At 36.9% G+C, this 21,170-nt stretch carries 17 protein-coding genes and 1 other annotated feature; of the genes, 4 read left to right on the plus strand and 13 right to left on the minus strand.

Annotated elements, in window-relative coordinates; all coding sequences use genetic code 11:
- Positions 1–81: 81 nt before the first annotated feature.
- From KHA97_RS11220 to KHA97_RS11235, 4 genes are all read right to left on the minus strand, one after another.
- Entirely contained in the window at positions 82–1,377 is a 1,296-nt protein-coding gene (locus KHA97_RS11220; RefSeq protein WP_213124831.1) for a PTS ascorbate transporter subunit IIC, read from the minus strand.
- Between the two features lie 18 nt (positions 1,378–1,395).
- Positions 1,396–1,662: a PTS sugar transporter subunit IIB gene (locus tag KHA97_RS11225; protein ID WP_213124832.1), complete on the minus strand. Its 267-nt coding sequence runs from the start codon at positions 1,660–1,662 to the stop codon at positions 1,396–1,398.
- Between the two features lie 197 nt (positions 1,663–1,859).
- Positions 1,860–2,291: a PTS sugar transporter subunit IIA gene (locus KHA97_RS11230; protein WP_213124833.1), complete on the minus strand. Its 432-nt coding sequence runs from the start codon at positions 2,289–2,291 to the stop codon at positions 1,860–1,862.
- Positions 2,292–2,315: 24 nt separating this feature from the next.
- Complete coding sequence (locus KHA97_RS11235) at positions 2,316–4,403, minus strand: BglG family transcription antiterminator (protein WP_213124834.1); 2,088 nt, start codon at positions 4,401–4,403, stop codon at positions 2,316–2,318.
- 261 nt (positions 4,404–4,664) lie between these two features.
- Positions 4,665–4,942, plus strand: a binding site (T-box leader).
- A 69-nt stretch (positions 4,943–5,011) separates the two neighbouring features.
- Between KHA97_RS11235 and KHA97_RS11240 the strand changes: the two genes are divergently transcribed.
- From KHA97_RS11240 to KHA97_RS11255, 4 genes are all read left to right on the plus strand, one after another.
- Entirely contained in the window at positions 5,012–5,869 is an 858-nt protein-coding gene (locus KHA97_RS11240) for an SAM hydrolase/SAM-dependent halogenase family protein (RefSeq protein WP_213124835.1), read from the plus strand.
- A gap of 46 nt (positions 5,870–5,915) precedes the next feature.
- Positions 5,916–6,467, plus strand: coding sequence for an ECF-type riboflavin transporter substrate-binding protein (locus KHA97_RS11245; RefSeq protein WP_213124836.1), 552 nt, complete (start codon positions 5,916–5,918; stop codon positions 6,465–6,467).
- Between the two features lie 71 nt (positions 6,468–6,538).
- Positions 6,539–8,245 carry an ABC transporter ATP-binding protein gene (locus KHA97_RS11250; RefSeq protein ID WP_213124837.1) on the plus strand — a complete coding sequence of 569 codons (1,707 nt, stop codon included), beginning with the start codon at positions 6,539–6,541 and terminating at the stop codon, positions 8,243–8,245.
- On the plus strand, positions 8,236–9,069 hold the full coding sequence (locus tag KHA97_RS11255) for an energy-coupling factor transporter transmembrane component T family protein (RefSeq protein ID WP_213124838.1): 834 nt from the start codon (positions 8,236–8,238) through the stop codon (positions 9,067–9,069). The genes KHA97_RS11250 and KHA97_RS11255 overlap by 10 nt, the downstream gene beginning before the upstream one ends.
- A 143-nt stretch (positions 9,070–9,212) precedes the next feature.
- Here KHA97_RS11255 and KHA97_RS11260 read toward each other — a convergent pair whose 3' ends face one another.
- The 9 genes from KHA97_RS11260 to KHA97_RS11300 all read right to left on the minus strand — a co-directional run bounded on the left by KHA97_RS11260 (position 9,213) and on the right by KHA97_RS11300 (position 20,961).
- Positions 9,213–10,814: a C40 family peptidase gene (locus KHA97_RS11260; protein WP_213124839.1), complete on the minus strand. Its 1,602-nt coding sequence runs from the start codon at positions 10,812–10,814 to the stop codon at positions 9,213–9,215.
- A 534-nt stretch (positions 10,815–11,348) separates the two neighbouring features.
- A protein-coding gene (locus KHA97_RS11265; RefSeq protein WP_213124840.1) for an IS3 family transposase occupies positions 11,349–12,907 on the minus strand; the annotation gives its coding sequence in 2 pieces (ribosomal slippage) (positions 11,349–12,265 and positions 12,265–12,907; 1,560 coding nt in all).
- Between the two features lie 210 nt (positions 12,908–13,117).
- On the minus strand, positions 13,118–13,282 hold the full coding sequence (locus KHA97_RS11270) for a hypothetical protein (RefSeq protein ID WP_213124841.1): 165 nt from the start codon (positions 13,280–13,282) through the stop codon (positions 13,118–13,120).
- Between the two features lie 18 nt (positions 13,283–13,300).
- On the minus strand, positions 13,301–14,944 hold the full coding sequence (gene ggt / locus KHA97_RS11275) for a gamma-glutamyltransferase (RefSeq protein WP_325167443.1): 1,644 nt from the start codon (positions 14,942–14,944) through the stop codon (positions 13,301–13,303).
- On the minus strand, positions 14,934–16,097 hold the full coding sequence (locus KHA97_RS11280) for a CapA family protein (protein WP_213124842.1): 1,164 nt from the start codon (positions 16,095–16,097) through the stop codon (positions 14,934–14,936). The genes ggt and KHA97_RS11280 overlap by 11 nt, the downstream gene beginning before the upstream one ends.
- A 10-nt stretch (positions 16,098–16,107) precedes the next feature.
- Positions 16,108–16,557: a poly-gamma-glutamate biosynthesis protein PgsC gene (gene pgsC / locus KHA97_RS11285; protein ID WP_213124843.1), complete on the minus strand. Its 450-nt coding sequence runs from the start codon at positions 16,555–16,557 to the stop codon at positions 16,108–16,110.
- A gap of 10 nt (positions 16,558–16,567) precedes the next feature.
- Entirely contained in the window at positions 16,568–17,749 is a 1,182-nt protein-coding gene (gene pgsB / locus KHA97_RS11290) for a poly-gamma-glutamate synthase PgsB (RefSeq protein WP_213124844.1), read from the minus strand.
- A gap of 1,347 nt (positions 17,750–19,096) precedes the next feature.
- Positions 19,097–20,026 (minus strand): polyisoprenyl-teichoic acid--peptidoglycan teichoic acid transferase TagU, encoded by a 930-nt coding sequence (tagU, locus tag KHA97_RS11295; protein WP_213124845.1) that lies wholly within the window; start codon positions 20,024–20,026, stop codon positions 19,097–19,099.
- Between the two features lie 572 nt (positions 20,027–20,598).
- Positions 20,599–20,961: a hypothetical protein gene (locus KHA97_RS11300; RefSeq protein ID WP_213124846.1), complete on the minus strand. Its 363-nt coding sequence runs from the start codon at positions 20,959–20,961 to the stop codon at positions 20,599–20,601.
- Positions 20,962–21,170: the final 209 nt, after the last annotated feature.

Here is a 21,170-nt window from a genome sequence, read left to right on the forward strand (position 1 = left end):
AAAAAGGTCAGTTTCCCGACCTTTTTATGTTCCGTGTTAAAATGCGATTACCCGACCTTTTTTAAATTCACTTGACTATCATTAGAACAAGATCGATGCAAGTGCTCTAATGATTGGTCCTAATATAAACATATCAGAGTCTGCTGCCCACATCGCTGTATCGGGAATTGTATTTGGCAATAAAAGTTTTACGGTAATATACTGACCCCAAGCTACAACGGTAGATGTAATAAAACCACCGATAAGTGCACCTCTTACTCCACCTGTTGCATTTCCGAAGACGCCGGCTGTTGCACCGTGGAAGAATAGTACAATCATCGTCGGAACAAAAATATACGCTACAGTATTTCCAATCACAACAAGCCATAGCAATGCACCAATAAAAGAACCTAAAAATCCGAGAATGACGGCATTCGGAGCAAATGGGAATACAACCGGACAATCTAACGCAGGCTTTGCTCCAGGAACAATTCTTGTTGCAATTCCATTAAATGCTGGAACGATCTCTCCAATAAACATCCGCACCCCCATCAAGACGATAGCAATACCACCCGCGAACGTAAAGGATTGAATAATCGAATAAATAATGAAGTTCTGGTCACCTGCTGATGCTACAAGCTCTGTGGCACCAGCTGTATTTTTCATAGAAATAATGATGGCTCCTATTAAAAACAAGATTCCCATTGTTAATGCGGTAATTACGTTTGAGTCTCGTAAAAATTCTAGACCCTTCGGTAATTTGATTTTCTCAGAATCGTTTTCTTTGTTCCCGAGAATTTTTCCAAGCCAAGCCCCTAGAAGTGCAACAGAAGCCGAAGTATGACCGAGTGCAATATTATCATTACCCATAATTTTTCTCATAAATGGCTGGGTGATAGCTGGTTGAAGCGTCCAATAAATCCCCATAATAATGGATAAAAAGATCACCAATTTCCAAAACGGAACATCGCCCGCTGTTTGAACGACAATTCCAGCAAATATCGTCGTTGTCCAAAACATCATATGCCCTGTCAGGTAGATGTATTTAAATTTCGTAAACCTGGCAAGCAATACGTTGATCAAAAATCCGAGTGTCATCGCTAATGTGACCGCACTTCCGAATTTTGCATTAAATTTATCCTGCCCCAAAAAGTCGCTAAACGACTCGCCTTGAAGATTAAACACTTCTTTCCACATCGGTTCAAACACCATTAAAGCGTTTACAATTACACTTGCACCTGCTCCAATAATCAAAAATCCTATGATTGCTTTAAACGTACCACTAATCACTTGACTCGAATTCTTTTTCTGTAAAAGCAAGCCAATTAACACAATAATTCCGAGCAATATAGCCGGAGTTCCAAAAAAGTTAGTGGCAAGCCATTTGATTACTGCCATCGTACTCCACCCCACTTATTATCGTATATTTTCTTCTAATGCAGCCTTAATCTCACCTTGGTCAAAATAATTATTCACAACAATGATTTTGGCACTCACTCCCCCTAATGATTGTGCAAGCTCATTACTCGTTATAATATAATCTGCAGCAGTTCCTGATGCCGATGAAACATCCATATGCTCCACATCTGCACTAATACCCATTTCACGCAATACCGTTTCGACATTCATGCGTAAAATCAAACTTGTCCCTTGTCCTAACCCGCATACACATAAAATTTTCATGTAAAGTCACTCCTTTTATTTTGAAATTATTGTTCTACTGATTTATTTAATTGCGCGAATGATAGCCGAAGAAGCTGCCTTAGATCAAGCTTATAAATCATCGAAAAGCTTCTTTTGTGTCAAGGTTCAAACCCGATTAAGATTGAAATCGTATAGAAATTGCGGCTGAGTCGCGATTCCTATCATCTTATTTCAAATTACACTATCAATTCCCTAATATTTTCATAAGACGAAGCAGAAAACAATTGCTCAACTGCTTCCTTATCCCCAAGCAAATTCATTAATTTTTTCAATACTTCCAAATGCTCTTCGCTGTCAGAAGCCCCTAGAGCAAAGACAAGCTTTACGGGATCATTCGGTGTACTTCCAAATGTAATAGGTGTTTCAAGTTGGATCATTGAAGTACATGCTTCATGCACGCCATCTTCCGGTCTTGCATGGGGCATCGCAATGTGGGGAGCGATCACAATATAAGGACCGTTCGTTTGAAAGGATTCTACCATCGCCTCCACATACTGTTTTTCAACATATCCGCTATCCGCCAATAAATTCCCCGCAACACGAATTGCTTCTTCCGGAGTAGTTGCCTGTACGTTAAACGCTGTTATATTTTCTTCGATAAACTTCATTTTAACGCTCCTTATGTTCCATGTTTACTGTTGTTGTAGTATAGACCATACCTCATCCACAGATTCACAATCCTTTAACTTTGATAAATTACTATCCTTTGATAAAAGGTTCGTAAGCTCAGACATTGCACGCAAATGTCTAACTTGGTCGATGGATGATAATACAATTAAAATCTTTATTTTGTGTTTCACATCTTCTGAAAAAGCTATTGGATTTTTTAAAATTAACATACTCATTCCAATGCCCAAGGCACCTTCTTCTGGTTTTGCATGTGGTAATGCTATTTCTGGAGCAATTATGATATAAGGGCCTTTTTCTTCCACATGGGCAATCATGGCATCGACGTATGCTTTCGAAATGATTTTCTGTTGAAGCAGTGGACCTGCTGCCAGTTTTATTGCAGATCGCCAATTATTAGAACCTTCTTGAATCTGGATATTACTTTTTGTCAACACATGCAATAATTCCGGTCTAAAATCAATATTTTTTTGTTCATTTCCTTTACTCAATAAACTTCTTAATCCGTTTTCCAGCCCTTTTTCATCGTGAATATCCGCAAATTCTTTAATTATATCTAATATACATTCTATGGTTGCACTCTTTGTAATATCTACCTGTTTTCCAATAATTGAATACAATTTATTCAAAAGTGATATCTTTTCAGGCTCTGATAAAATGGGGTTCACTACGAAAAGCGGATGATTCTTTTTCACGATTGGAACAGTTGATATGACAACATCAACATCCGCTTGAGCACCTTCACTTTCATATTCTCTTGCTGACATCGTTCGAATAAAATTGATTGATGGAAATAAACTTTCTAGCTGCTTCCTTAAAATAGCAGACGTTCCAATTCCACTATTACAAACGATCAACCCTTTTTTTCTGATGAGTGGTTCCATACCTTCCTTACGTAGCCACCCTCCAAAATGAATGGCAATAAACGCTATCTCATCATCCCCAAGAGGACTTTTCGTTAACTTCTCAAAGTGGTGTATCACCTTTTTAGTTAATAGAAAAATATCTTCGTACTTTTCTTTAATTAAATCTGTAAGAGGGTTATGCATATTTAGACCGTATTTACATCTAAAAAATGCTGGCTGCAAATGGATTAATAAATTTTCTTCAATCTCATGAGTATTTTGAAAAACAACACCTGCCAAGGTTTGAAAATCAGATACCATATAACGGATAGCCATTTCCAATGAATGGAAAGCATCCGTATCATCGCGATATTTATGATGAAGCTTGGCGCTTAACAATAAAGTTGTTATATAGTACACTTCATCTTCTGGGAAAGAAACGGAAAAAATATCAGTCATTGTTTGAGCAGCCTTTTCTGCTGCCAAATATTCAAGTGTCTCTCTTATTACCGTTTTTTCCACTGTATCGATGCTGACAAGCTGTCCTCTTACTATTCTTCTACTTATCAAAAATAAATGTAGGACCAGCTGATAGTAATCATTGTCTGTAAATCGCACCTCAAGATTCCACTCACATTCCTGCAACACAGTAAAAATTGGATCAAGGTTTAATTCACTTAAATGTACTAGTTCTCCTATTTTTTCAAATATTGGTTGGTGAGATTCTTGCATAGATAACAAGGAAAACAAGTAAAATAGAATCGCTTTTCGCTTATCAACCTCTTTTCCATGAAGTATATAACCTTCTTTTTTCTGGAAATCGACCATGATATGAAATTGCTCAAGTTCTGCCTTCACCTTTTTTAAATCTTCAATTGCAGTATTTCTACTTACATTCGTACATTCGGATAAATCCTGAATCAAAAGAAGTGATTCACTGATTAATAATTGCAGTGCACTCCAAGCAACTCTTTCTTCAGCCGTATATTCAACATAGTGGAGATCACTTAATGGAAATTCATTTGATAATATTTCCTTTGTATCCGACTTTAAATAAAATCCTTGTGAACGCTGATACAGAACAGGATGCAATTTTCTTTTTTTCAACCAGTAATTGATTCTATCTATTTCATTGTAAATTGTTCTTCTCGACACACTAAAACGTTGAGTCAATTCATTTATCGATACATTTTTATTTTGTAAAATCAATTCCTGCAATATGGCATGACTTCGTTTACCTAGTAACACGTTCTCACCCCTGCCAAAGAGAAATCCTTACTTCCATCATAAATAATAATGCTGAAGAATTACAGACCAAAAGACCCACAAAGATTTGTGCAAAAATGGATGGTAAAATTAGTTTAAACAAAAAATGTACCAATTAAGAATTTAGTTTTTGATTTTATTTTTTCACTAAAATCCTATTCCAACATTTTAAGAAAAATTAATACTTGCATTTTTTTTCGCCCAAGCTTATAATCAATTTCAATCACATATGCTTTACCTTTTTTAAAGACGATGAAGAGAAAAAGTAGGATTATTGGTTTTACAAAGAGAGCTTCGGTAGCTGAAAAGAAGCAAAAATCACAGTCTGAACAATGGCCTCCGAGTTGCGAGCTGAACGTCCATTTGCGGATTAGTAGGTGCCGACGAGATTTGGTACTCGTTACAAATACCACAGTATTCCGAGCAAAGATGTATTTGTGCTCTAGTACTTGCAGAGGCTGTTTTGTGTGAACAAACAGTAAAATAAGGTGGTACCACGTGAATCCAACCACGTCCTTATCTTTTATATAAAGATACGGGCGTGGTTTTTTGTTTTTCTAAAACTTTTTACACAGATGGAGGAATTTACAATGGCAAACAATTTAGTGATTCAAACAGATTTCGGTTTAAGTGACGGTGCTGTAAGTGCTATGTACGGTGTGGCGATTTCAGTCGACCCAGCACTTAGAATCTTTGACCTAACTCATGACATTCCACAATATAATATATGGGAGGGCTCCTATCGCCTCTATCAAACCATTTCCTATTGGCCAGAAGGAACAGTTTTCATTTCGGTCGTCGATCCAGGAGTTGGTTCCGATCGCCGCAGCATCGTTGCGAAAACCACTCAAAATCAATACATCGTGACACCAGATAACGGGACACTCACTCACATAAAAGATGAAATAGGAATCGTTGAAGTGAGAATCATTGATGAATCAGTTAATCGCTTGCCAAAATCAGGTGAATCCTATACATTCCATGGCCGCGACGTATATGCCTATACAGGAGCGAGACTTGCATCTGGCGTCATCTCCTTTGAAGAAGTTGGTCCCGAAGTTACAGTAGATTCCGTAGTTGAACTTGCAAAATTTGTTCCAACGATCGATGAAGCTTCCGTCACTGGAAATATCGATATTCTTGACATTCGATTCGGAAACTTATGGACAAATATCGCAAGAACGCTTTTCCTACAATTAAATGTTGAATACGGCGATAATTTTGAAGTGACGATTCATAACGATACACGTCAAGTTTATAAAAACATCATGACATACGGACGTTCCTTTGCAGATAGCCATTTAGGGGAACCATTAATTTACGTAAATTCACTTGATAATCTTGGAATAGCCCTCAACCAAGGCTCATTCGCAAAAGCATATCATATTGAAACAGGTGCAAATTGGAAAATATCACTCCGCAAAGTGCCAAAAGTCATATATAATTGAAGATGTCATAATATTAAATATTTCGAAAAAGGGAGAAGGATCTAGAATGGGGAAAAATTTAGCGATTAAAACAATCGTAGCGATTGGGATTGGAGCAGCAGTATTTGTCATCTTAGGGAGATTTGCTTCGATTCCGACTGGAGTTCCGAATACTAATTTTAATACGTCATATGCATTCTTAGCACTGATGGCAGTCGTATTTGGACCAATTGCAGGTGGACTTATTGGATTGATTGGCCATGCATTGCTTGACTCGATTATGTGGGGTTCCATTTGGTGGAGCTGGGTAATTATTTCAGCATTAGTCGGATTTTTCTTCGGTCTTGCTGGAAAACGTATCAATATTGAATCAGGAGAGTTTGGTAAAAAACAAATTATTCCATTTACTATCCTCCAGATAATTATTCAAATTATTGGATGGGGGCTTCTTGCTCCAACACTCGACATACTTATTTACGCAGAGCCTGCAAATAAAGTTTGGACACAAGGTATTGTAGCTGGACTCTTTAACATTGTTACGGTTGCAGTGCTTGGTACAATTCTACTTGTAGCTTACGCAAAAACTAGAGTGAAAAGTGGAAGCTTGAAAGCAGAATAATTTTATTATTGAATTTATTGAGGAAATCGTACTGCGGTTTCCTCGTTTTAAATGTATTTGAGGAGATCACAATGAAAAAGCCTGTTATTCAATTTGAACAATTTACATTTAAATACCGTACACAAGTTGATCCCACTCTTCACGACATCAATTTAACGATTTATGAAGGTGAAAAAGTCCTGATTGTTGGGCCTTCAGGTTCTGGAAAAAGTACAATCGGCCACTGCCTCAACGGTCTCATACCATTTTCCTATAAAGGAGAGATTACTGGGAGTTTAAAAATAATGGGGCAAGAGACAAAAAAACACGATATTTTTTCACTCTCTAAAATGGTTGGAACGGTTTTACAAGATCCTGATGGGCAATTTATCGGACTTACTGTTGGAGAAGATATTGCTTTCGCACTTGAAAATGATGTCCGTGCACAGGACGAAATGTTCTCAATCGTAAAAGACGTTTCTAAAATGGTCGATATGGACGATTATTTACAATCATCGCTTCATCAATTATCGGGAGGACAAAAGCAACGTGTATCCCTGGCAGGAGTAATGGTCGACGATGTCGATATTTTACTTTTCGACGAGCCGCTCGCCAATCTCGATCCAGCAACAGGTAAACACTCGATTCACCTCATTGACCGCATTCAACAGGAAACAAATACAACTGTTGTCATCATTGAGCATCGCCTCGAAGACGTACTTGAATGCCATGTCGATCGAATTATTGTTGTAGATAAAGGCAGAATTGTAGCCGACCTTACACCTGATGAATTACTTGCTTCTTCCATCCTAGAAGAATGCAATATTCGTGAACCACTTTATGTAAAAGCAGCAAAATACGCAGGATCCGAAGTGACAGCAGAATCTAAGCCATCCCATATCGATACATTTTTCGTTGATAAGGATAAGTTACTCACCTGGTTTGAAGCGACCAATCCTCCTGAAAGGAAAAAGAAAACAGATTCAATTTTAGAGCTGGAAAACATTCATTTTAGCTATTCACCAGGACGCGAAATTATACACGGCGTATCTTTTACTATTGAAAAAGGCGAAATGGTCAGTATTGCTGGTAAAAATGGAGCTGGAAAATCAACGCTCGCTAGTCTCATTTGTGGTTTTATAAAACCTAATTCGGGGAGAATTATTTTTAAAGGTGAAGACATCACGAACGATACGATCAAAGAACGTGCCGAGCGCATTGGAATCGTCATGCAAAATCCAAACCAAATGATTTCAAAGCATATGATTTTTGAAGAAGTAGCGTTGGGATTAGTATTGCGTGGCGTTCCAGAAGATGAAATAAAAGAACGAGTTGAAAATACATTGCGGATCTGCGGTCTCTATCCATTTCGGAACTGGCCGATTTCAGCCCTTAGCTTTGGACAGAAAAAACGTGTTACCATTGCTTCTATATTAGTATTAGAACCTGAACTGATTATTTTAGATGAACCAACTGCTGGACAAGATTTCAAGCATTATACAGAAATCATGGAATTTTTAACGGAACTAAATGACCAAGGCATCACGATTTTAATGATCACACATGATATGCACTTAATGCTCGAGTACACACCGCGAGCGATCGTCATTGCCGGCGGGGAAAAAATTGCTGATGATACTGCGGCGAATATCCTTACAGATCGAAACGTAATCGAAAAAGCGAATTTGAAAGAAACGTCATTATTCGACTTAGCCGTAAAAGCCGGAGTCAAAGAGCCAAGAGAATTCGTCGGACGATTTATCTCCTTCGATAAGGAGGTTAGAACAACATGGCAGTAGAAATGCTCGCATATATTGATCGTCCATCCCTAATTCATCGGCTGACAGGTGCTACGAAACTTATTTGCTTTATTTTATGGTCCACCGCCGCCATGCTTACGTATGATACACGAGTGCTGCTATTTTTATTCGTCGCAAGCATCTCTATTTTTATTGCGTCTCAAGTAAAAGTTCGCGAAATCTCCTTTGTTTTGATTTTCATATTAGCCTTTTTACTGCTGAACAATATCGCCATTTACGTTTTTTCACCACAAGAAGGAGTTAAAATTTACGGTACAAGCCATGTCATTTTTGAAATAGTAGGTAGATATAACGTAACGTGGGAGCAACTATTTTACCAATTTAATATAACGATTAAATATTTTACAATTATCCCAGCAGCCCTTTTGTTTATCGTAACAACACATCCTAGTGAATTCGCGGCTTCACTGAACAGAATCGGGGTAAGCTATCGAATTTCCTATGCTGTCGCTTTGGCCTTACGCTATATCCCTGACATTCAGCGCGACTTTCGCAACATTGCAATCACCCAACAAGCACGCGGAATCGACATGTCGAGCAAAGAAAAATTAGGGAAGAGAATTAAAAACATTGCGTCCATCATCATCCCATTAATACTATCGAGCTTAGATCGAATCGAAGTCATCAGCAACGCCATGGAACTTCGCGGTTTTGGAAAAAATAAAAAGCGCTCCTGGTACAGCGCTCGTCCATTTAAAAGAATTGATTATATCGCACTCATTATAGTAGGAATTGTGTTCGTCCTATCACTGATTATTACCTTTTATAACGGAAGTAGATTTTACAACCCATTCAGGGCGTGATTAACACGTCCTGATTTTTTATGCATGTTTCAGCTAAAATACTTATAAAAAGTAATCCCCCCTAGAAATAAATCCTAAGGGGGAAATAGTTATATTACTTGATAACTATAGTGACAGGCACCACCGGTTTTTTGTCGAATAATCTATTTGACTACTCTTACCGCTCCAATGTATTTAGAGCTCCAACTGGTGTTTGTTTTGATGTTAGTAATTCTTACTCCGTCTGACACCGTTACATGAACGACTTGGTTGTTGCCTATATAGATGGCTGGGTTGATTGCTGTTAGTTTAAAAAATACGATATCACCCGGTTGAAGGTTGCTTCTTTCTACGCTCTCACCAATTAACATTTGTTGGTCGCCCCAGCGCGGGATGTCAATGTTTGCTGCATGTTTGTATACGTATTGAACAAAGCCGGAAACATCGAAACCTGTGTTTGGATCTGTTCCCCCATTTACGTAAGGAACTTCTCCAATAAATTTTGTTGCTTCTGCAACAATTGGGTTTTCTTTTGGTATAGTTAATCCGGTAAACCTGCGCACACCGGTAAATTTAGATTGCCAATATTCACTGCTTAAATAAGAAATGGTAACCGCATCACCTCTTGTGGCATGAATAAACTGGTTATCTCCAATATAAATGCCCTCATGAGAGATTCCTTCCCTATACGTATCGCTGAAGAATATTACATCTCCTGACTGAATATCTGCCATTTCTATCTTTTTACCCACCTGCCATTGTTGGTCTGTAGACCTAGGTAAGTAAATTCCTAACGCTTTTTCATACACATAGCGGACAAAGGATGAGCAATCAAATCCTTCTTCTGGATTCTCGCCGCCGAATACATATGGAATTCCTTTATATTTAAGAGCTTCTTTTACAAGTGGATTATTTGCATCAATAACTGGCGCCCCAGTTATACGTTTTGCTCCAACAAAATTAGAGCTCCAGTATGCACTTTTTTCAAAGCTCGTAATCGTTACACCTTGTGATACTGTCGCATGGATAAGCTCGTCATTCCCTTTATAGATTGCGACATGTGTGATATTACTAGTGTTGCTGCCAAAAAAGACTAAATCTCCTGGCTCTAATGACTTCCTAGCTACTTCGGTTCCCATGGCAAATTGTTGTTGTGCCGTACGAGGAAGCTTAAATCCTAACGTTTGATTTATGACATATTGCGTAAATCCCGAGCTATCGAATCCATTAGGTGTCGTCCCGCCATAAAGGTATGGAGTACCTTCGTACTTAAGTGCTTCTTTTACAATAGTATTATCTATCGTTGCTGCCGGTAATTTGGATACACGCCTGGCACCGACATAATTCGCGCTCCAATACGCACTTTTTTCGAAGCTCGTAATACTTACACCTTGTGAAACTGTCACATGGATAAGCTGGTCATTTCCTTTGTAAAACGCTACGTGAGTTATATTAGTTTCACTACTGCCGAAAAAAACGAGATCCCCTGGCAAAAGTGAATTTCTTGCTACCGCTGTTCCCACACCATATTGCTTTTGTGCCGTACGTGGCATGGCTTGATTATATGTTTGATCAAATATATATTTTACAAATCCTGAGCTATCAAAGCCTTGTGGAGATTCCCCTCCATATAAATATGGAGCGCCTATATATTTATTGGCTTCGATTAATAAAGGATTTTCCGTGGCTGCCTGACTTTCCTTGACCCCATTGAAAACGACTAGAATGATCATCATAGTCATCATAAAAATGTACTTCGTTTTCAAATTTCTCTTTTCCTCCCCTTTTTATGGTAAATACATGTATATTTTACCATATCATAGGTCGAAAGAACGTTTTTAGAATATTTTTATTTTTGTAATATGAGTTTTCTAGTACAAAATCATTAAATAACACATTAATTAGCTGCCCAATTCGTATACAAATTAGGTAACTTCTTTTTGTTAATATAATAAAAATTAGTAGAATTACGGAAAAAATATCACTGCGATTCCACTACTTTAGTAAGGTGACAGAAGTTTGTGTCATTTTGCTAATTCATATGTTAAAACGGTTACCGAAATTTCAAGAAGGTAGTTTAAAAAGAACAGATTTCAAATATATTTAATGCAGGATCAATTTGTCCTTGCACTGGGGAAATACGGGAGCGAGCTGGGACTTTTTCACCCTTTCATTCTCGTGGGTGCAAGAGCTTGGTGATTAACACCGGGGCTTTAGTTTAATAAGTAGAAGTATAGAAAAATGCTCAGGGCTTATGAAGTGCCCCCTGTAAAGTAGACAGCGGAAATAATAAAAAAATTCTAAGCAGCCTTGGCCCTATATTCCATAGGGCTTAGGCCTTTTAGTCGTTCTTGGTATCTATCATAATTATAAAAATGTATATACTCATCTATGGCAACAGAAAGTTCTTTAAAGGTCTCATATTTTTCTAAGTAATACTTCTCACTTTTAAGTGTTCCCCAAAAAGATTCCATAGGTCCATTATCAATACACTTTCCAACTCGAGACATACTATGAGTCATTTCTGCAGAGTCTACTCTTCGTTTAAATCCTTGGTGTGTGTATTGGAATCCTCGGTCACTATGAATAAGTGGGTGAGCTCCTTCCAATAGGGCTGTAGCCTGATCGAAAGTCTTAAACACCAGTTTATTATTGTTTGAATGTCCTAAAACATAGCTTACTATCGACCCATCATATAGATCTCGAATCGCACTTAAATAAGCCTTTTTAGACCCACCATATTGGAGTTCGGTGACATCTGTAACCCATTTTTCATTCGGTTTTTCAGCTTTGAATTCCCGATTTAATATATTTTCCGCGACGTGTTGAGGGGTGGATTGTTTGTAACGTTTCTTCTTTTTCCGAATGACACTCTGGATTTCAGCTATCTTCATAAGTCTATAGATTCGCTTATGATTGAAGCTCTCTTCAAATCTTCGATTTAAATTTAAAGTCATTCGACGGTACCCAAAGATGCCTTTGACTTCCTCATGGAGAACCATCATTTCTTTTATGATTTCTTCATTTTGACGTTCACGCACTGAAGGTGTTCGCTTTTGCCACTTATAATAGGCAGACCGAACAATCCCTGCAATTGTACAAAGCAGCGTAATGGAGAAATTCTCTTCCTGATGCAGTTCCTGGATTGCAATATATTTATCCTTAAAACGCACCTGGCTTATCTTCGCCACCTTTCGATCTCCTCTAACTTTTTTAGGAAGGCATTTTCTGCACGTAAACGCACGTTCTCTCTCTCAAGCCTTTGCATCTCCAATTTTATCTTCTGTTCTGGGGAAAGTTCAGCTTCTTCCTTCTTCTTTCCACGCTTATCCCAAAGAGCTTCTTCTCCGCCATCTTCATACTTTTTTACCCATTGGTATACCTGTTGGTAAGAGACCTGATAGGTCAGGGCTGTCCTCTGATAATCTTTTCCATTTTCTAAGCAAAACAATACAATTTGCATCCGTTCTTCAAGCGTTGTGGATCTTCCCTTTGTCATAGAGTGGCTCATTCCTCTCCCAGTAGCCTTTATGTCTCTATGATCATTATAATCCTTAATCCACTTCCTTAAAGTGTTCGTACTCGGTATTTCATACTTTCTAGTTATCTCTCGAAGAGAGTAATAGCCGGATAAATAGTCCTGAATGGCAGCCATCTTAAACTCTTTAGAGTATTTTTTTGTAGTAGTCGCCTCTTTTAGACCATCTACTCCATATTTTTCATACTTCCATCTCCAATCATCTATGCTCACCCAGTCTACTTTATTGTTATAAGCTACCTCATTGATTGAGTGATAACCTTGTATAAGTTCATTTATGACTTTGAGTTTAAAATCAATTGAGAAGGACCGTTTGGACATGAAAAATGCTCCCCCTAAGGTTACAGATTTTTATTTTTTAATCTGTCTACCTTAAGGGGAGCATATCATTATGTCCCCTGAGCATTTTTTTACGACGATTATTGTGTTAATTATCTTGTAAATTCTATTGCCAATTTTACTAGTATTTTACCCGCTAATTCAATTCTTGTACTTCAAAACTAAGCCCTTTATCTTCAAAGGCATTTTTGATTATTCAATTGGTAGATTACTAGTAGTCACTTTGTTTTCAAAAAACTCGACTATTTTCTGTGACTCGAGTGATGTAAGGACTTCCTTATGTTTAAAATTGGACATGGCGAATAGTGCTGTAAAAAGGAATACGAAAGGTAAAACTGCTTGAATTAATTTTTTCATTCTTCTCACTCCATTTTTTTATTTTGCTACTTGCCAGTAACCACTTCTCCGCTCGTCTGCGCCGCCATATATTTCTTCCTTTTTTCGATCAATAATGAGAGCTTGTACTCCCCCGTAAAAGGAAGGTGATTTTTTTATTATCACTTTATAACCTCTTGAGCGTAGTTCTTTACTAATATTTTTTGAAAAAGGTTCTTCCGTATAAATAACTTTATCTTCGACATAAAACCTTGGTGCATCGATTGCTTCTTGAATTGATTCTCCTAATAAAAGATGACGGATAATCACTTGTGTAAGCACCATAGGAATACGTTTTCCGCCTGGTGTTCCAATGCCAATAACCATATCCTTATTCTTTAAGATTGTCGGGCTTGTAAAACTTCTTGGTCTTTTCCCTGGAGCAGGACTATTTGGTAGATTCGCTGAATTACTAAAGTTGCTTAGCTGATTGTTTAGGAAAAATCCTCCTACATATTTACCCGAACCAAAGAAGTTACCTAGCGTATTTGTAGTGGATACAACCATTCCTTTTTTATCTACGACGACAAAGTGAGTAGTATTATCGTAATCCTCTTCGTCTGCAACCGAGTCGTTGATCCGATAATTTTCAGAGAGCTTGTTCAAAGAAATATCCTTTACAAGTTTTTTTGTATATTCCTTACTCGTAAGATTCTTTGGAGGTTGAAAAAAACTCGGGTCTGCAATATTTTTTAATCGGTCAAAATAAGCTCGCTTTGATATTTCTCCTAACAGATGAATGTAGTCAGCAGAATTAACTTCAAGAGAAGCAAGATTTAGTATTTCTGTCATTTGTAAGGATTGGATTAACGTTGCACCAGCAAGAGGTGCAGGAGCAGAAATGACCTCAAAATCTTTGAATTTACCATAAACAGGCTTTGACTTTTCAATTGAGTAACTTTCCAAATCAGACGGTGTAAAAGATTGAACTGCTTGTAATAATTTTTGAGCAAGCATTCCATCATAAAAGGAATTTGTTCCATCTTTTTTAAGTATTTTTAAGGTTTCTGCTAGATCTGTTTGTTTTAATACTTCATTTGGTTTAATCGCTTCACCATTTGGAAATAAATGCGGAAGACTTTTTATTGGCATTCTGCTGCTAGCTCCCTCTAATCGCTCTGTCAAATGACGATTCACTTTAAACCCGTTTTCAGCTAGATCAATAGAGGGCTGAATCAAATCAGCCATTTTCACTGAACCTAAATCATTATGGATGACTTCCAACCCTTTAACGAACCCAGGGATACCAACATAACCAGATGGGATTGTACCAGAGATCGGCACCTTTTCACGATATTCATAAAAAATCGGTTTTTTCCCAGCTGGAGGAAGAATCAACATTTCGCCTCCACCGCCAATACCTGAACCATACGGCTCAACAACACCAAGGGCATACGAAACGGCGACAGCAGCATCCACTGCATTTCCACCTTTTTCAAGAATATCCATCCCGACTTTCACCGCTAGAGGGTGAGAAGAACTCACACCATATCCGTCGGAACTTTCTATTGGTGTAGAAGGCTCAACATCAAACGTAACATTATCATCGGTTGGCTGAAGCTGAATATCATTGTTCATAAATAACAGAAAAGTAAAAATGCATACGACGATGATCAGAATGGAGAATAATATCTTATTTTCCACTAGTCGCAACCTCTTTTAAGACTTTTGAATGATCTAATTCATAAGTCAACTTCCCATTTTCAATTTTCCATTCGTCCTTGTTCGGCGTATCCTTCGTTAACGTGCGAAATATTTTTTGAGAATGGAAGTAACCGAATTTCCCAATGGGCTGAGGTGTTGCCTCCCGAATTCTTAATGGGGTAACTTCTATTTTTGCTTTTCCATTAGATTGAAGCTTATATTGAACGATTGCGCTATCTCTCGTTCTCGTCCAACCTTGGTCAAACACAAAATTTCCTAAACTATAGAAAATAACACTATTTTTATATACTTCTACAGAAGAAAGAACATGTGGATGATGACCAACAATAATGTCAGCCCCGGCATCGACCATAGCTTTTGCTAGTTCCCTCTGCCTTGGATGGGCCTCGTTATCATATTCTTGACCCCAGTGCACATTTACGATTACTAAATCAGCATTCATTTTCGCTTCATTAATGAGTGGCAAAAATATTTCAGGATCAGCATTTAACACACCTGACCGGAGCTCTAACGCTCGAGCTCCTTTCGTATAAGAATCTGTGAACCCAAGGAGCGCCACATTAACACCATTCTTTGTTTGATACGATATTTTTTTTGCCTCTTCAAGATTCAATCCTGCACCCACCATATCTAAGCCTACTTCTTTAAAAGTATTAATCGTGTCTTCCAATCCTCTTTTTCCATAATCCTTTGCATGATTATTTGCAAGAGTGACAGCACTGAAGTTAAGATCCTTTAATGTTTGGACGGACTCCCTGGATGTTTTTAAATGGATGTACTTTTCAGCTTTCGTATAGCCATCCTGTAAAACAACGGAATGCTCAAAATTACTCACGACATAATCAGACGTTAACAAATATGGTTTGACATAACGAAATAAATAATCCTGACCATACCGATCCGTTACTTTCTCAACATTCCGTCCCATCATTACATCACCTGCCATCGTGGAAGTAAAAATAGTATTTTTATCCTCACTTACTTTGATTGCAGGAGGCTCACTGGCAACGGAAAATACAATCATTAAAATCATCGTTATCGCAAGCGTAATGATGGTATAAGGTAGGTTTTTCTTTTTATCGTGTTTTAACTTTTTTAGTATTCTCTCTTGTGCAGTTAGTTTTCTAGCCATTTAAAATCTCCTAAATGAGGTAGTAGCCTAACATGATGAGGAACGTCAGACCACTAAGTAATAATGTTGATGTAAAGGTTAAAATGACACCTTGCTTCTGAATCGTATTAGCAATTAGTCCGGGTACAATGACTCCAATTCCCCTAAACTCGTATATTTCAAAAGGAAGGATAGGGTAAATAAAGTCGAAAATTAATTTTAGGGCAATACCTGTTATTAACATGGCTGCAAATTTTCTTCTTCCATATAAAATCGTTATACGTGATATTCCATAATTTACAATAAGGAAGGTTAATAAGCTGATAGAAAAAATCATTAACATAAATACCGGTTGATCAAATACGAGAGCAAGGTACCCTGGTACGACCAATCCTGCAGGCATTACGCCAGTTTTTTCAGCAAATATCAAACTTAAAATGACACCTAGTACAAGTGATATGTATAAATCTGAACCAAACATTTAATTCCCCCTAGCTAACGTGCTGTTCTAATTTGTATTCCTGAAGTTTTTCTATAAATGGCTCCCCTGCCCCATGAATATTTCCAACACCGTATATCACCTTGCCAGAAAAATCATGAGAAAGAGCTTCTATAATTGTTTCTGTATCTTTCTCCTCTAGATCAACTATCTTTGCAGCTGGTATATCACCTGCATCGAATGCTTTTCTAATTGGCTCTGTCGTTTCTCCAATTAATATTAATTTCTCCATTTCAATAAACGGGAGAACATCTCTAGCAAACTGTTCCGTACGATCGACACGGTCAGCACGACAATTCATGACGACAATGGGATTTTTCGTTGGATAGCCTAGCTCTTCAACCCGTTTCCATATATTCAACGTTGAAGAAGGATCATTAGCAGCAAACCCATTGACAAAGTAGGATGGGTTATCATAATTACCCATTGGCAAGATTCGCATGGCGCCAGGGTCAGGATGAGCATTCAACATCCCTTGTAAGGCTGTTTTCTTATCAATTCCTAGCGCTTTTGCTACACCTAGAGCTAAAGCGGCGTTCTCCGGAAAAATCATATATTCAAATCTTTTAAGGTAATCCTCTGATACATCATTATTGTCAACGACAATCACTTTTGTGTTCCGTTTTTCGGCAACGTTTGTGAAAAAATTCACATAGGGACTCTTTGAAATAATGAGTTGGCCATTATAAGGGATTGTTGCCGTAAATGCTTCTGCAATCTCATCTAGGGTAGGACCCATTACATCCATGTGATCCTCTAAAACATTGACGATTACGCCAATATTCGCTTGAAGCATTTTTTCCTGGAAGACAATTTGATAATCTGGATTTACTGCCATACACTCACTGACTAATGCTTCTGCCTTTAACTGCGCCGCTTCTTTAACGACCATTTTTTGTTCACGGATATTTGGACCTTCAGGGCGGCGTTTAATCGGCTTTTCCTCATCAGTATTCCAATAAATCATTCGAGCGGATGTACCAGTTGTTTTTCCTACCGTTCTTAACTTAGCCTCCACTAGAATTCCAGTGATTAGTCTAGTGACTGTCGATTTCCCGCGAATTCCATTTACATTTACTCGAATAGGTATGGAATTAATATTTCTTTGATGCTGCCTCGTTTCTACAAAACCTATTGCCAAAATAACAATACAAATGATAGGAATTAAAATCATGAAACATACATCCCTCCTTAAAAGATTAAGATGTTTAGATATAAAAAAATACGAAATATACTGTAGAACCATCATCTCCCTTACCATTTCCAAAATTAATTCTATGTAAGAGTATAAAACCCCAATGTTAAGATTCAGTTCCTAATCCATTACAATTGTATAAAAATTGTAATAATTTATATTACAATTTTGTCGAAAAATGTTAAAAATGGCTATCCACAGTTAGAACAGCCACTCGGCGCGCTGTAAACAGGATTGGTTAAATAGATAAGAATAAGTTAACGGGAGTAAAGTACTATTTTTTCAATTTTATATCAAATATAACAGCAGTGTAGAATGTGTTTTTTAGTTACTTACAATTTTCATAACTTCTCAAAATATGAAATAGGACAATATAGTAATGAGTGCTGCTTAATTCGATAATCACATAAATACATATCCAAAAGCATTGTAAATAATCCTCCTAAGCCCACTAGAAATCACATATATTAGAGTGACAAAACTACTTAAATATTCGTACGGAACCTAGTCATGGACACTAATTCATCAGGCATGTTCTATTTTTGGCGATCAAATTGATGTAATTGGGGAGCAAATTAATGGATGGCAACCTATTGACTACAACGGAAAAGCCGTATTCGTTAGTACTTCTGTAGTAAAACTTTTGTCTATGAATATGAAATATAAGGATAAATTAGAAAAAATCATTTTAAACATCCCTTATATCAAGCAAAGACCAATTTTGCCTTCTGGCTGCGAAGCAACTTAGGTTAGCAATGGCTTTTAATTATTATGAGATTAGTGTTACAAAAGAAATGATTGCAAAAGGACATATTTATGATGATATCGAGATGACTAGGATTATCGATAGAACCGATAAATATATGGGGAAATCCGTCAAGAGGGTACGTCCGCGATCCATTTTTTTATTGGATATTCTATTTTTCCGAATATGTTAAAGTAGCAGTCTAATCAATACATACTGTTATTGACACAACCGGAGCAACTCTTCAGACGCTGGAATATTTTATTTTGGAAAGTAGACCTGTCCTTGTTTGGATAATAAATGAATATAAAGTGCAGAAAGAAAGATATTGAACAAACAATGATGACAGGTATGTTTCACCTAATCCACTTCACAATGTTGTTAACGGGATATGACGAACAATATGTTTGTGTAAACGATCTAGAAGATTATGGTGAAAAAAATAATAAAAATACTTAAGAAGAAATTCAGGAATTTATAAAATCTGATGGGAATGAAGTCTCTTGTAACTGGAAATGGAAAAATGGGTTAATTATAAAAACGAAAAGCGTCGGAACCTCAAAGGTTCCAACGCTTTATTTTTATTTCAACTCTAAATGCTCTTTTAACTTATTTTGTACTTTTACTCTTTCCTCATCCGGTACAACATAATACCAAAGACCATCAATCGTTGCGCCACTACCCTCAATTTGGATTTGCTCAAGATTATGACGAGCATCCGCATAATTTTTTTGAATTGATTTCATTTCATCGAAAGAAATGTTTGTTTCAACATTTTTACTCAATGCCTTTAGAACATCATCATATTTCCAAAGAGCAGAAATATTAGCACCCTTATTAATAACGCCTTGAATTACTTGACGTTGACGCATTTGACGCCCAAAGTCACCCCGAGCATCATTTTTACGCATCCGTGAATAGCTTAAAGCTTCTTTACCATCTAAGTTAAGTTCACCAACAGCAAAATGATGTCCATCCTGAGTAAAGTCTAAATCATTCTTAACTGTTACTCCGCCTACAGCATCTACGATTTCCTGAAAACCTTCCATATTCATCTTTACATAATAATCAATTGGAATATCAAGGAATTTTTCAACTGTATTCATCGACATTTCTACGCCGCCACGTGCATAGGCATGATTAATTTTTTCCACAGTACCATTACCAACGATTTCTACTCTCGTATCGCGTGGAATACTTAGCATTTCCATTGATTGCGACTTAGGATTTACAGTTATAACAATCATCGTATCGGAACGGCCTTTATCACCCTCGCGCTCGTCTACTCCAAGCATCAAAACTGAGAAAGGTTCTTTCTTACTAAGTTCTAAATCTGAAGGACGATTAACTTCCGGAGTACGGTCAATCGGACTATGAACCGCATTGGCCGCTTTAGAAAGATTATGATATATCGAGTAACCATAAGCAACAATTCCAGCAACAAGTACAAGTAAAACTATAAGGAATATTTTTAATCCTTTTCTTTTCTTTTTCGGTTTATGTCGACCCATTTTTTAAACCCTCTCCCTAATACACTTTAGATGCCATAATATTATAGACGGTGAAAATACTAAAAAGTTGCAAATTATTGTACTGGTTCAACATAGCATAATCTATATTATACTCATTCAGCTTACCTTATTACAATATCCACAGTATGGAAATCCTGAAAAAATTAGTACTCTATGCGTAAGAACCTGTATCTATTTTTTAAATTTCAAAAGACAATTAGCGAAATGTATCCACCATTATCTCCTCTGAAAAAATCAATCTTTCCTATAATTCCAAAGTTACAGTTATATTATACTAGCGCGTCATACCTAAATTAAGGCTATTTTCTTTAATTCCCCCAAAATATATACAGCATAAAATGGTTTTAGCATCTTTATATATTCAAGGTTTATTGATTTTTAGTAGTCTTCTTCGCTGCACGTTTCTTGGCTTACATCAATCTATCGATTATCCATTAAAGGTCACCAAAAGCATATTAATAACAAATAGGGGTGCCCGTTTTGAACTACCCCCTCTAATTAATTTATATAAAAAGTATTAAGATACTACCTATAAGACGAAGTCATTGCCTTCATGTGTAAATTGTTGAATTAATTTGACCCATAACGTTTATATTACTTAGATAGTAATTGATATTAAATTCAGCTGTCCTTCTAGATAAAGCATTATAATGATCCGAATCGACATAGAATATATTATTTGTTAATTCTTTCTCACTTAAAGATGAGTGGTCCGGATTTCTATGTTCATTCTCTGTATGAAATATACTATCAGGTATAAAATTATATATTTTTTCAACAGAATCTTGTAATATTTCCAATCCTCTAGCTTTTATATGATCCGGCACTTCCAGATTCAGAAGGATATTTAATGAAATGACATCCGAAAGTAATTGATCAGCTTTTCTTCTCAATAAAACATCAGGTTGTTCCAATAAGATCACCCTTTCAATAACATTAACAGAGAGAGAATTCTAATGTAGTTATTGTTTGAGCCAATTTCTTTTCAACATTTCATAAATGAATTTATATGACATAATTCCTAGGAATTTTATACCAGTGTTAATATATTAATCTATTATTTTGTATATTTCAACAGGACATTAATTTTTTTACAAAAAGTCCTTACTTCTCTATTCCTAAG

The sequence above is a fragment of the Lederbergia citri genome (assembly GCF_018343625.1).
GTDB lineage: Bacteria > Bacillota > Bacilli > Bacillales > Bacillaceae_C > Lederbergia > Lederbergia citri.

Bases quoted from the DNA above. Each gene is read 5' to 3' on its own strand.
- KHA97_RS11270 (WP_213124841.1), bottom strand. From the start codon at position 13,282: ATGAAAAAATTAATTCAAGCAGTTTTACCTTTCGTATTCCTTTTTACA.
- KHA97_RS11280 (WP_213124842.1), bottom strand. From the start codon at position 16,097: ATGGCTAGAAAACTAACTGCACAAGAGAGAATACTAAAAAAGTTAAAA.
- KHA97_RS11230 (WP_213124833.1), bottom strand. From the start codon at position 2,291: ATGAAGTTTATCGAAGAAAATATAACAGCGTTTAACGTACAGGCAACT.
- pgsC (WP_213124843.1), bottom strand. From the start codon at position 16,557: ATGTTTGGTTCAGATTTATACATATCACTTGTACTAGGTGTCATTTTA.
- KHA97_RS11255 (WP_213124838.1), top strand. From the start codon at position 8,236: ATGGCAGTAGAAATGCTCGCATATATTGATCGTCCATCCCTAATTCAT.
- KHA97_RS11240 (WP_213124835.1), top strand. From the start codon at position 5,012: ATGGCAAACAATTTAGTGATTCAAACAGATTTCGGTTTAAGTGACGGT.
- KHA97_RS11250 (WP_213124837.1), top strand. From the start codon at position 6,539: ATGAAAAAGCCTGTTATTCAATTTGAACAATTTACATTTAAATACCGT.
- KHA97_RS11225 (WP_213124832.1), bottom strand. From the start codon at position 1,662: ATGAAAATTTTATGTGTATGCGGGTTAGGACAAGGGACAAGTTTGATT.
- KHA97_RS11245 (WP_213124836.1), top strand. From the start codon at position 5,916: ATGGGGAAAAATTTAGCGATTAAAACAATCGTAGCGATTGGGATTGGA.
- pgsB (WP_213124844.1), bottom strand. From the start codon at position 17,749: ATGATTTTAATTCCTATCATTTGTATTGTTATTTTGGCAATAGGTTTT.
- tagU (WP_213124845.1), bottom strand. From the start codon at position 20,026: ATGGGTCGACATAAACCGAAAAAGAAAAGAAAAGGATTAAAAATATTC.
- KHA97_RS11220 (WP_213124831.1), bottom strand. From the start codon at position 1,377: ATGGCAGTAATCAAATGGCTTGCCACTAACTTTTTTGGAACTCCGGCT.